This is a genomic window from Lentzea alba, from assembly GCF_047445655.1.
GTDB lineage: Bacteria > Actinomycetota > Actinomycetes > Mycobacteriales > Pseudonocardiaceae > Lentzea > Lentzea alba_A.
Genome location: NZ_JAJAEG010000008.1, coordinates 189,184 through 200,978, shown reverse-complemented (window position 1 = coordinate 200,978; position 11,795 = coordinate 189,184). Strand labels below are relative to the sequence as shown.

Genomic DNA, 11,795 nt, shown 5'->3' with positions numbered 1-11,795 from the left:
GGGGGCGCCCCCCCCCCCACGACGGCTGCGGCGGCCGGCCGGCCACAGCTCGTGCTGCCGCACATGTACGACCAGTACTACTGGGGTGAGCAGGTCGAGCGGCTGAACATCGGCCGATCCGCGAAAGCCGTGACCACCGAGGTCCTTGCCGAGGTTCTCGAACTGGACGCGGCGCAAGTGGGCGCGCAGGTCCGCACGGACGGTGCGCGGGTTGCCGCAGAACGGTTGATGGCGTTGAACCAAGCCAACTGAGACGTACGTGTGGTGGGTGACCGCGCGCCATAAGGGGTGACCCGCTCATGTCGTACCAGGTTGGGCTCGATCTCGGTTCCGCAGGCACCACCGTCGCCACCGACCGGGGTGTCACGACCAGCGGCCACTCCGGCCGGCGCGGCCCGCTCGCGCCGGCCGGGGAGATCGCGAGGATCCTCGACGACCTCGCGCTGCGGCACGGTGAGGCGCCCAGCCGGGTGGCGATGACGCATCCGTTGTCCTGGCCGCACGAGTACCTGGAGCAGGTGCGGCAGGACCTGATCGAGCTGGGGCGGGCGGACATCCTCTTCCTGCCCGCGCCGCACGCCGCGGCCATCGCGTTCGACGCCGATGCGCAGGTGCCCGAGCACGGCACGGTGGCGGTGTTCGACTTCGGGGCGACCGGGTGTGAGATCACGGTGCTGCGCAAGCAGGGCGTGTTCCTGCTGGCCGGGCGGCCGGAGCGGGTCGACATCGGCGGGTTCGACCTCGACGACCTCGTTGCTGAGCACGTCATCGCGAAGATCGGGACGCACAGCGCGGAGCTGGTGCGGAGCTGCGTCGAGGCGAAGGAGTTGCTCGGCAGCTATCCCGAGGTGCGGATTCCCGTCGTCGAGAGCGGGGAGGTCAACGAGGTCAGGCTCAGCCGGCTGGAGTTCGAGGCGATCATCCGGCCGTCGGTCGAGCTGACTGTCGACGCTCTCGAACGGGTCGTGCGCGCCGCTGGCCTGTGCGAGCCGGACGTGATCCTGCTCGTGGGTGGGTCGGCGCGGATTCCGTTGGTGGCCAAGGAGATCGCGCAACGGCTGCACATCCCGGTGATGCGCGCCCCGGACGGCGCGACCGCGACCGGTGCCTACCTCGAAGCCAAGCAGCTGGAACCCGAGCCGGTGGACGAGCCGGAGGTGTGGGTGCCGCAGCCGCGCGAAGAGGTCACGCCGAAGCGGCGGCTGCCGACGACGCCGTTCGTCGCGGCGGGACTCCTCGCGCTCACGCTCGCGGGTGGCTGGGCCGCGCACGAGGCGATGGACCGGCCGAAGGTCATGATGGAGACCACGAGCGTGGAGCTGGCGCCGCCGGGAACAGCGGTGCTGCCTCAGATCAACGAGTGAATCTCCTTCAGCGTCCGGTCGATCTCCGCCGTGGTGTTGATGACCGCCGTGCCGACCCTCGCGTACGGGATGCGGTAGGACGCCGTGGTGATCTGGATGCGTTTCTGCGCCAGCCGTGACACGAGATCGGGGCCGGTCATCCCGGGCACGTCGAAGCACACCATGCCCGCGGACATCCGGGGATCGCGCGGGGTGTGGATGACGACGCCGGGCATCGCGGCGAGCCCGTCCTTGAACCTCGTCGCCAGTTCGGTGATCCGGCCCGCCACACGGGTGCGGCCGAGGCGTTGGTGGAACCGCACGGCCGCCTTCACCGCGTAGAAGTGCTCGAACGCGTGGAAGCCGCCGGGGCCGAGAGCCACCGCCGGGGTGCGGCCGATCAGGCTCGGCAACAGCGGCACGATCTGATCGTTGACCTGCGGGTTCACCCACACCATGCCGGTGCCGCGCGGCCCGAACAGCCACTTGTGCGTGCCCGCCACGAACACGTCCGCACCCATGCGCGCCGCGTCGTCGTCGACCGCAGCCAACCCGTGCACACCGTCGACGATGAGTAGACAGCGGTCTTCTTGTTTGCGGCCCTTGTTGGCCTCGGCGACGACCTGCGCGCACGCCCGCACGGGCATCTTCAGGCCAGTGCTCGACTGCACCCACGTGATGCCGACGGCACGGGTCTGCGGCGTGATGGAGTTCCGCAGCCGAGTGACGATCTCGTCCTCGGTCGCCTTGGCCGAGTTCTCGTAGAGCGTGCCGATCCGGACCCTCGCGCCGACGCGTTGCGCGGCGAGGTCGGCGGCCTGCCGGTGCCACGCGTGGTCCTGGTCGTTGAGCAGAAGTTCCTGGTCCGCGCGCAGTTTCAGACCGCCGTAGATGATCGAGAGCCCGATGGTGGTGTTCGGGACGAACGCGATGTCGTCCGGGTTGCCGCCGACGTACTCCCCGAGTGCGACGGCGACCTCCTGCGCCTGCTCGAGCATGAGGTCGTGCGAGTTGGCGTCCAGCTTGCGCTTGAACGCGTCGATCTCGGCACGCACCTCGCGCGGGTTCGACGCGAGGTAGAACAGCCCCAGGTTGATCAGTGACGGATCCAGCCGGAACTCGCGGCGCACGGCACCCCAGTCCACTCCTGGCGCGGCCGACGCTGCAGTCGGCGTGACGGCGAGCAATCCGGTCCCCACGAGGAAGTCACGACGATCCATGCCTCCCATGGAACCGCGCCTGCACCTCATTGCGCAGCGTTTTCTCTGGTGCGAACGGAATTCCGGTGTTCAAAGCCTTCGCGCCGACGGTGAACAACTCGCCGAGCATGCTCACTCCAATGGACAACTGCGTCGGCGCGTGATGGTCCGTGAGCAGCGCGAGACCGAAGCTCGCGCCGATCGACGTCACCCACACGAGCAACGTCCACGGCGTGTACCGCTGCCAAAGGTGGCCGTCGCGCTCGAACAGCCGGATCGTCATGCCCCGCAGCGCGCCGAACGCGAACCCGGCGGCGAGCGGCACGAGGTAGACCAGGTGGAACTCGCCCAGCGCCCGGACGCCGAAGAACAACAGGAACACCGGCGGCGCCAGCAGATCGCGAGCGTTGAGCGGTTCGCCCCTGAACCGACGCACGAGCACGTACAGCACACCGGCCGCGATCAGCACATATGTCACCGCACACCCCCCTAAGTAGCATGCCCCTGCTACTTAAACTAGCAGGGGCATGCTACAAAAGGCGAGTGTCGCCCAGAGTCGTGGATCCCGTCGCCCGCCGCCAAGCCGTCGCGGAGGCGGTCTTCCGCGTGGTCGTGCGGGACGGCGTCGAGCAAGCCTCACTGCGCAACGTCGCACTGGAGGCGGGCCTCGCGATCGGCTCGATCCGGCACTACTTCGACAGCCACGACGACATGATCATCTTCGCCGTGGAGGCGTTGATTCACTCCACCGAGCAACGGGTTCTGGCCCACGTCCAGTCGTTGGAAGACCGCACGGACCCGCGCCGCCCGGCCGAGCGCGTGCTGTCGGAGGTTCTTCCGCTCGACGAACGCAGGCGCGACGAGGCCGTGCTCTGGCTGGCTTTCGCCACCGCCGCGCGCACCCGGCCGTCGCTGCTGCCGCACGCCGAACAGCTCTACGACGGCCTGCGCCAGCTCTGCCGCCGCGCGCTGACCGTGATGGTCGAGTCAGGCACGGTGGCCGCGGGTCTCGACGTCTCGCTGGAGGCGGAACGGCTGGCGTCGCTGCTGAACGGGCTCACCGTCGACGGCGTGCTGCACCCGGACCGGATGACACCTGAGCTCACGGTGTCGTTGCTGCGCAAGCATCTCGACTCGTTGCGGTAGCTTCCACCACTCAGGAGGGTAGTTCGGGGAGGTCGTTGACGCCGGTCAGGGTGACGGCGTCGAGTTCGAACCGGGTGATCTCCCAGTCGGCCTGCTCCAGGGCGGAACGGAGCTCGGATTCGTGACGGCGAACGGTCCGTCCTCGACCGCGCGGCCGCCACCACGGGTCCGGCGAACCTGGTCGCCAGCGTCACGTGCCGGAGCAGCGGTGACCTGTACCGGTACCTGACTGAGCGCATCGGTGCGCTGGACGGCGTGACCGAGACGGAGACCGCACCAGTGATCCGCACGCTCAAACGTGTCGCAATCAGCGCGGATGAGGCATTCTCTTAGCGCACCGAAAGGTCATCTGGGGGATGGGGGTGTGAGCGTGCGAGCGCTCGTACTTGGGCCGATCGAGGTTTGGGTCGGCGACAGACAGGTGAGTCTCGGCGGACCGAAGCCGAGAACGCTGCTGGCTGCGCTCTTGCTGCAGCCGCGACAGGTCGTGCCGGTGGAACGGCTGATCGACCTGATCTGGGACGAGTCACCGCCGCAAACGGCCGGTGCGCTTGTCCACACATATGTGTCGTCGTTGCGCCGTGCGGTGGGGAAGGCGCTGGTCACGAGGGCGCCGGGGTACGTGCTGGACGTCGACAGCGACGTGGAGGAGTTCAACAAGCACCTGACAACGGCGCGGCAGGCCGAGAGGGCCGACGATCCGGCCACCGCGATCACGCACTACCAGCACGCGCTCGCGTTGTTCCGCGGACCGGCGCTGCACGGCGTCGAGGCGCAGTTCGCCCGCGGGCACGCGATGGCGCTCGAAGAGTCCAGGCTCAGCGCCGAGGAGGGGCTCGGGCGGTGCGAGCTGGCGCAGGGCCGCATCGAGGACGCCATCACCAGGCTCAACGCGCTGGCGAACGCGCACCCGGCGCGCGAGGACACGCGTGAGCTGCTCATGCGGGCGTTCCACCGGGCCGGACGGCAGGCCGACGCGCTCAACGTCTACCGGGACGCGCGGGAGTACCTGCTCGACGAGCTCGGCATCGAGCCGGGGGAGAAGCTGCGCGACCTGCAGACCGCGATCCTCAACGGCTCGATCGAGGTCTCCCGGCCCACGACGCCGGTGCCGCCCACGCCGGCCGTGACGCCCCAGCAGGTGATTCCGCACCACCTGCCGCCGGACATCAGCGACTTCACCGGCCGTGAGGAACCGTTGAAGCAGGTCCTCGGGCTGACCGAGAAAACGGAGGACCGGACCGCGACGCCGACCGTGGTCGTGTCCGGGTTCGGCGGGGCCGGGAAGTCCGCGCTGGCCGTCCACGCCGCGCACCTGCTGCGCAAGTCGTACCCGGACGGGCAGCTGTTCGCGGACCTGCGCGGTGCCGGGCGCGATCTCGAACCGCAGGAGGTGATCGGGCGGTTCCTCGGGCTGCTCGGCATCCCCGGTCACGACCAGCCGGTCGCGCCGGACGAGCGGATCGAGCTGTACCGGCGCACGGTGGCGGATCGGCGGCTCGTCATCGTGCTCGACAACGCCCGCAGCGAGGCGCAGGTCCGGCCGCTGCTGCCGGGCAACGCGAACTGCTTCGTGATCATCACCAGCCGCAGCCGGCTCACCGGGCTGGAGGGCGCTGAGCCGATCGAGCTCGGGTTCCTCAGCGACGAGGTCAGCGGGGAGATGCTCAGCCGGATCGTCGGGCCGGAGCGGATCAGCGCGGAACCCGAGTCGGCGCAACGGATCGCGCAGCTGTGCGGAGGTGTGCCACTGGCGTTGCGGGCGGCGGGAGCCAAGCTGCTCGCGCGGCCGCACTGGCCGTTGAAGACGCTCGCCAAGCGTCTTTCCGACGAGCGGCGAAGGCTCGACGAGCTGGAGATGGGCGACCTGGCCATCCGGTCGTCGCTGAAGCTGAACTACGCCGAGCTGGACGGCCTGCACCGCACGGCTTTCCACCTGCTGTCGCTGCTCGACCTGCCGGACTTCGGCGCGTGGATCGCGGCGCCGTTGCTGGACATCTCGCCGTACGACGCGGAAGACGTCGTGGAGCACCTCGTCGACCTGCGGCTGGTGGACGTCGCGGGGGTCGACCAGATCGGCCGGGTGCGCTACCGGTTCCACGACCTGGTGCAGCTCTTCGGCGCCGAGCAGGCGGCGAAGGAACCGGCCACCGAGGCCGTCACGCGGATGCTGGAGACGTGGCTCGCGCTGGTCGAGACCGGGGTGAAGAAGCTGCCGCGCGTGACCCTGGGGCTGCGACCGCAGTTGCACACCGAGGTGGAGCTGGATCCGCGGCTCGCCGAGGACGTCGAAGAGGACCCGACCGGCTGGCTGCACTCCGAAACCGGCGCAGTCGTGCGTGCCGTTGAACGTGCGCACGACCTCGGCGTCGACGAGCTGACCACGACCGTGATCACATCGCTGCTCTCGTCACCGTTCGCGGCGCGCAACGAGTTCGGCAACTGGCAGCGCACCCACGAGGTGGCGTTGCGGTCGGCACGTGAACGGGGCAACCGTCGTGCGGAGGCCGTGCTGCTCGCGGGGCTCGGGCAGTTGCGGTACGAGCAGGACGACTTCGTGGCGGCGCTGACGAACTTCCAGCAGGCGGCGGAGATCGCGGCCGACATCGACGAACCCGAGACGCTCGCCGTCGCGTACGTCGGGCTCGGCACGGTGCACCGCGACCTGGCCGAGTTCGAACGGGCGCGCGAGCTGCTCGACAAGGCGATCACGTTGGGGGACAACGGGGTTGTCGCGGCGGCGAGCTACGGCGTCGGTGCGATCCACCGCGACCACGGCGACCTGGCCGAGGCCACGCGGGCGTTCGAACGCTGTGTCGAGCTGTACCGCGAGCAGGACGACAAACGCGGCGAAGCGCTGGCGTTGCGCGGACTCAGCCTGTGCCACCGGGCGGCGGGCGCGTTCGCGGACGCGGTGGAGCTGAGCCGGCAGGCCGAGCAGATCCTGCGCGAGGCCGGCGATGAACTCGGTGCCACGTATGCGGTTCAGTCGTTGGCGAAAGCCTCACTGCGGGCAGGCGAGCTCGAAGGCGTCGAGGATCTGCTGGCCGAGTGCCTGGAGGTCTGCACGCAGCAGCACGACCGGTTCGGCGTCGCGTTGATGACGCGCACGCTCGGCGAGGTCGCGCTGGCCCAGGGCAAGGACGACGAAGCGGCCGGACTGCTCGAAGACGCGCTGGACCAGTGGACCACGCTGGGGTTGCCGCTCTGGCAGGCCCGCACGATGCGTGATCTTGCCGCGGCGACGGGCAACGACGAGATGTGGTTGCGCGCCAAGGAGTTGTTCACCCAGCTCGGCGCACGCGAGGCGAAGGAGCTGGAAGGGCTGAGCGCCACGGAATGGCGCTCAGCCCTGTAAGTCACGACAGACGCGGGGCGTCCACGGCCCAGTACCAGTTGTTGCCGGCGTCGAAGAGGCGCCAGGCGACGCGAACGGTGCGGGCACCCGACGGGACGGCCACGTTCAGCGAGATCTGCTGGGCGAGGCCGTCCGCGTTGTGGGTCCGGACGATCTGCTCGGGTCCGCCGTCGAACGACACGCTGACCGTGCCGCGCTGCGAGCCTTCCTGCAGGTAGTGGGAGCCGTACTCCAGACGCGCGTTGGACTTGCCCGTCACGTCGTAGGCGGGAGAGGTCAGCGTGGAGTCGAACTTGCCGCGTGAGGACGGCGAACCCTTGTCGTCCCACTCATCGGGGTCCGCGACCGCGAAGACGCCACGCGCGCGCACGTTCGCCTCACGAGACTGAGAAGGCGCGGTGCGGGTCCAGAAGTCGTCGGTGGTGAACGACCAGCCCTGCCACTCCGCGACACCCTGCGGCATCGACGACGCCGTGGTCACGGTCCAGCCCGCCGGACCCTGGTGCGTCCAGCCCAGAACCGAAGCGGGCACCCCGGTTTCGTCCTGGCGCGGCTTCAGCGTCGCCGAGTCGAACGCGTCAACGGGTGCGGTGCCGATCGCGTAGCCGTCCAAGGAAGCGGCGACACCGAGGTGCTTCAAAGCGGAAGCGGCGACGTCGACCAGCTTCGGTGCCACGGCCGGGCGCGCCGAGCCCGTGGAGATCACGAACGTCATCCGTTCCTCCGGCGAGTCACCGCCGTGACCACCTGACGCCGTGTGGCCGTGGTCGGTGGTGATCATGATCAGCCAGTCCTCGGACGCGTACGTCGAGCGCGACTCGATGGCCCGCACCAGGCGGCCGATCTGGGCGTCGTTCGTGCGCATCGCGGCGGCGTACTGCGAGGAGTCGGCGCCGTGGTCGTGGCCCGCGATGTCGATCTGGCCGAGGTAGACGAACGAGGCGTCCGCGGCGTTCGTGCGCAGGTGCTGCTCGGCGTCGACGGTGATCTTCTCGTCCGAGCCGGTGTAGCCGGCGGTGTCGCCGTCCAGCACGAACTTGCGGTCCTGGCCCGTGCGCAGGATCCGGTCGCTGATCGGCTTCCAGTCCACCGCGGCGTACGTCGACAGGGCCGGGTTCGCGGTGTTGGCGCGTTCGAGCCAGCTCGGGTACGACGCGAGGGCGTTGCCGGAGAAGGAGTTGTCCTTGACCTTGTGCTTGTCCGGCCACACGCCCGTCAGGATCGTCGACCAGCCGGGACCGCTGGAGGTCTGGGCCATGCCCGAGCCGTACAGCGCGCTGCGGGCGCCGTGACCGCGGTCGAGCAACGCGTGGATGGTGGGGGTGTCAGCTGAAAGCAACTTGTCGTAGCGTGCGCCGTCGAGTCCGATCACGAGCACCTTCGGCGTCTTCGCGGGTTCCGCGACCGCGGCCGGGGTGATCAGCAGCAGGGGCAGCAGTAACGCAAGAGCAGCTCTTGTCATGACAAGCACACTTGCGGCCTGCAACCGTCTTCAGCAACGGCAACGACCCGAAGTTCACCCGGGCTTCCGCAGTTGTCAGTACAAGTTCACGAACGCGCCGTCACCTGCACGTCCCGTGCGGTCAGCTCGACGCCGCATTCGGTGCACTCGACCTTCGCCCGCACGCCACCGCCGCAGTCGCGGTGGTGGAGGTGGAACGACTCCTCCTCGTCGGGTGCCATCCACTTCTCGCCCCACGTGCGCAGTGCCATCAGCACGGGGTAGAGCTCCTTGCCCTTGGTGGTGAGGCGGTACTCGTACCGTGTGCGGCCGTCTTCCTGATACGGCACGCGCTTGAGCACGTCCTCTTGCCGCAGCACGTTCAGACGGTCTGTCAGCACGCTGCGGGAGATCTCCATCGAGGTCTGGAAGTCCTCGAACCGGCGGGTTCCCAGGAAGATCTGGCGAAGCAGCAGCAACGTCCAGCGCTCGCCCAGCAGAGCGGCCGGGCGGCTCAGAGTGCACGGCATGCTCGCGAAGTCCGAGTACGGCATGAGCTGAGAATACTCCTTGCGTTCGTTTTTCGAACTCAGCTACAGTTCGGATTCCGAACCCAGGGAGTCGATCCTCATGCGCGTCACCGAGCTCAACCGCGACACCGCGCCGGAAGTTGTCGACGCGGTGTTCGCCGGGCTGTCCGCCCGGAGCCGTTACCTGCGGTTTCACGCCCCAACGCCACGTCTCACGGCATCCGCGCGCCGAGTGCTGGTCGACGTGGACGGCGAACGGCACGCGGCCGTGTGCGCCAGGATCGGCGGCGACCCGGTCGGCATCGCCCGGTTGATCAAGACCGGCGAGTGCGGAGCGGAGATCGCGGTGGCGGTCGTCGACCTGTGGCAACGACGGGGCGTCGGCAGGCGTCTGCTGGAGGAGCTGACCACCATCGCCGCGCGAATGGACCTCGCCGAACTGCACGGCGAGGTCCTCCCGGACAACGAGGCCATGCTCGCGCTGGTCCGCAAGGTGCTCCCCGGCGTGCGTCTGACCAGGGAAATCGACGCGATCAGGCTGAGCTATCCACTCGCGTGGGTGACCGCGGAGATCACGGATGCCGATCTTATAGACAGCTTGCAGGGGATTTAGAGGTCATGATCCGACCATGGCCGCGTGACCACCGCACGTGCCGCCGGCCGCCAGATCAGCCGCTCCGAGATCGTGGAGCGCGCCTGTTCCTGGCTGCGTGACGCGGTCCCGTACAGCCAGACGAAGTTCCACCAGAACGAGCACGGCATCTACCGCGCGGACTGCTCGGGCTTCGTGTCGATGGCGTGGGGGTTACCCGGCAAGCCGGAGGACCGGCACGGAGGCCTCGACACCGAGGGCCTGGCCGATGTGAGCTCGTTGATCGTGGCCGACGACCTCCGGGCGGGCGACGTGATCATCCGCACGGACGGCACCAGCCAGACCAGACACGTCGTGATCTTCGCGGCGTGGGCGGAGGAAGACGGCAGGTACTGGGCGTACGAGCAGGCGGGCGGCCAGCGCACCCGCCTGCGGCACATCGCTTATCCGTACGACAGCGCGGCCGAGCTGTACCTGCCGCGCCGCTACCTCAGCGTTCTCGAACCGTGAACGAGTAGTCGCCGGTCCTGCCGCTCTCCGACCAGATCAGGATCTGCGTCTTGCCGTTCTCGCTCTCGTGCTTCGGGTTCCAGCAGACGTAGTGCGGCGTGTAGGTCTTCGCCTCGTCCGCGGGGTCGGTCGAGAAGCCGAGCTGGATGTCCTCGCACGGCTTGCCGTCCTCGATCACCACGTTCGCGGCCTCGATCACGTGGACGTTCACGCGGCCGGGCACGTCGAGACTGCCCTTGATCTCGCCCGGCTCGGACTCCAGCTGCCGCTTCTTGATCGTGACCAGGCGGAAGCTGTACTTGCCCGGCACGCCTTCGTGTCCGGAGACGACGAGCTTGTGCTTGCCGGGCGCGGAGACGCCGAACTGGTTCGGGCCGGGCAGGCCGTTGCCCTTCGAGCTGGTCTCCTCCTGGGTGGCGATCTTGAAGTCGACCTCGCCCTGGACCTCGACCAGTTCGAACTCCGTGGCGTCGCCGAGGTCGATGTCGTAGGTGTCCTGCTCGTCCGCGCTCACGATCTCGCCGCTGCGGGACTGGCCGTCCTGCACGTCGCCCTGGTCGGTGGCGTTCGCCTGCGTCTGCGTCGGTGCGGCCGTCGGGGCGGTGGTCTTCGGTGCCGGTTGGGCCGCCGCGCACCCCGCGAGCAGCGCAACGAGTGCGGCGATGATCGTGGTCTTCACTGTTCTCCCTCGTGGACGGTCCATCCCTCGTGGTGCGGGACCAGGACCCTCAGTGCGGTGCTCGTGTCTTCGAAGTGGCGCAGCAGGTCCGGCGTCAGCTCGGGGACCTCGGCGGTTTCGCAGCGCAGATGGTGCGGCACGTGGTCGTCGAACAACGACTGCTGTTCCACATAGGCCAGTGGCCGGGCCTGATCGACCAAAGGCCTTGCCTTGACCCGCAACGGCCTGGCACAAGACGCCCCGATCACGGGGTCGCCGACGAACGTGGGGACGACCGCGAGCACCCGCCGCCCGACCAGGTCGCCGGGCACGAACCGTTCCGGCGGCGCCGTCACGTAGGCGGCCAGCCCGGCGAACTCGCGCCCCCTCGACGCGAGTTCGCCGAGCACCCCCAGTGCGGTGGGCGCATCGGCCAGCCGGTACAGCAGCACGCCGCCGTAGACCTTGTGGGCCAACGGGTGCAGCTTCAGCGTGACGCTCGTGATCACGCCTTCCGGTTCCTCGGTGGTGATGAGCCGACCATCGGCCGTGATGCACTCGGCGCGAACCAGGTTGTCCCTGGTCGTGCCGTACAACGGCGTCAGCCAGCCCGGCGCCCTCCCCAGCACCGCGCTCACCACCGAGCAGCGCGACAGCCGCGGCCCCGGAGTGACCAGGCCGTGCGCCTGCGTCGCCGCGTCCAGCTCCGCCCACGTCGTGCCCGCCTGCACCTCGACGGTCCGCTCCCCGGCGTTGACCGTGACCCCCTTCAGCGCGGTCAGGTCGAGGACGACGTCGTTCTGCAGTGGCCGGCGGCTCGTGGTGACCCTCAGCTGTTGCCGTGCCGCGAACCGCATGGTCGCCGCGATGTCGTTCGGCGTCGCCACATGCACCGTGCCCAACGTCGTGATGTCCATGGAACAGAGCGTGGCGACCGGGAGTTTCACGGACGTCTCACGTGAGATGCTGACCTTGTGCCAACCCTCTCGGTCCACCTTCTTGGGCCTGTTGACGTGCG

General features: G+C 68.9%; 12 protein-coding genes and 1 pseudogene. 7 read left to right on the top strand and 6 right to left on the bottom strand.

The window, feature by feature from the left end; translation table 11 throughout:
• Positions 1 to 252: pseudogene (locus LFM09_RS15465) on the top strand (glycosyltransferase); the annotation flags it as partial.
• A gap of 47 nt (positions 253 to 299) precedes the next feature.
• Entirely contained in the window at positions 300 to 1,364 is a 1,065-nt protein-coding gene (locus LFM09_RS15460; RefSeq protein WP_414097124.1) for an Hsp70 family protein, read from the top strand.
• Here LFM09_RS15460 and LFM09_RS15455 read toward each other — a convergent pair.
• Together LFM09_RS15455 and LFM09_RS15450 are read right to left on the bottom strand one after the other, a co-directional pair.
• Positions 1,349 to 2,563: an aminotransferase class V-fold PLP-dependent enzyme gene (locus tag LFM09_RS15455; protein ID WP_414097123.1), complete on the bottom strand. Its 1,215-nt coding sequence runs from the start codon at positions 2,561 to 2,563 to the stop codon at positions 1,349 to 1,351. The genes LFM09_RS15460 and LFM09_RS15455 overlap by 16 nt on opposite strands.
• Positions 2,550 to 3,020, bottom strand: a complete 471-nt coding sequence (locus tag LFM09_RS15450; protein ID WP_414097122.1) for a DUF1453 domain-containing protein — start codon at positions 3,018 to 3,020, stop codon at positions 2,550 to 2,552. Before LFM09_RS15450 ends, LFM09_RS15455 begins: the two co-directional genes overlap by 14 nt.
• Positions 3,021 to 3,085: 65 nt before the next feature.
• On the opposite strand from LFM09_RS15450, the gene LFM09_RS15445 reads away from it, so the two are divergent.
• From LFM09_RS15445 to LFM09_RS15435, 3 genes are all read left to right on the top strand, one after another.
• Entirely contained in the window at positions 3,086 to 3,688 is a 603-nt protein-coding gene (locus LFM09_RS15445; RefSeq protein WP_414097121.1) for a TetR/AcrR family transcriptional regulator, read from the top strand.
• A gap of 117 nt (positions 3,689 to 3,805) precedes the next feature.
• Positions 3,806 to 4,021, top strand: coding sequence for an Lrp/AsnC ligand binding domain-containing protein (locus tag LFM09_RS15440; protein ID WP_414097225.1), 216 nt, complete (start codon positions 3,806 to 3,808; stop codon positions 4,019 to 4,021).
• Between the two features lie 31 nt (positions 4,022 to 4,052).
• On the top strand, positions 4,053 to 7,046 hold the full coding sequence (locus tag LFM09_RS15435; RefSeq protein ID WP_414097120.1) for an AfsR/SARP family transcriptional regulator: 2,994 nt from the start codon (positions 4,053 to 4,055) through the stop codon (positions 7,044 to 7,046).
• 1 nt (position 7,047) lies between these two features.
• Here the strand turns inward: LFM09_RS15435 and LFM09_RS15430 are convergent, their stop codons facing one another.
• Entirely contained in the window at positions 7,048 to 8,508 is a 1,461-nt protein-coding gene (locus LFM09_RS15430) for an alkaline phosphatase family protein (protein ID WP_414097119.1), read from the bottom strand.
• An 86-nt stretch (positions 8,509 to 8,594) separates the two neighbouring features.
• Entirely contained in the window at positions 8,595 to 9,041 is a 447-nt protein-coding gene (locus LFM09_RS15425) for a winged helix-turn-helix transcriptional regulator (protein WP_414097118.1), read from the bottom strand.
• A 76-nt stretch (positions 9,042 to 9,117) separates the two neighbouring features.
• Between LFM09_RS15425 and LFM09_RS15420 the strand changes: the two genes are divergently transcribed.
• Positions 9,118 to 9,630: an N-acetyltransferase family protein gene (locus LFM09_RS15420; protein ID WP_414097117.1), complete on the top strand. Its 513-nt coding sequence runs from the start codon at positions 9,118 to 9,120 to the stop codon at positions 9,628 to 9,630.
• A 24-nt stretch (positions 9,631 to 9,654) separates the two neighbouring features.
• The gene (locus tag LFM09_RS15415; protein ID WP_414097116.1) at positions 9,655 to 10,119 is read left to right on the top strand and encodes a hypothetical protein; all 465 of its coding nucleotides are present in this window, start codon (positions 9,655 to 9,657) and stop codon (positions 10,117 to 10,119) included.
• Here the strand turns inward: LFM09_RS15415 and LFM09_RS15410 are convergent.
• Complete coding sequence (locus tag LFM09_RS15410; protein WP_414097115.1) at positions 10,100 to 10,798, bottom strand: hypothetical protein; 699 nt, start codon at positions 10,796 to 10,798, stop codon at positions 10,100 to 10,102. The two genes, LFM09_RS15415 and LFM09_RS15410, sit on opposite strands and share 20 nt — an antisense overlap.
• Positions 10,795 to 11,694 (bottom strand): FAD-binding oxidoreductase, encoded by a 900-nt coding sequence (locus LFM09_RS15405; protein WP_414097114.1) that lies wholly within the window; start codon positions 11,692 to 11,694, stop codon positions 10,795 to 10,797. Before LFM09_RS15405 ends, LFM09_RS15410 begins: the two co-directional genes overlap by 4 nt.
• Between the last annotated feature and the right edge of the window lie 101 nt (positions 11,695 to 11,795).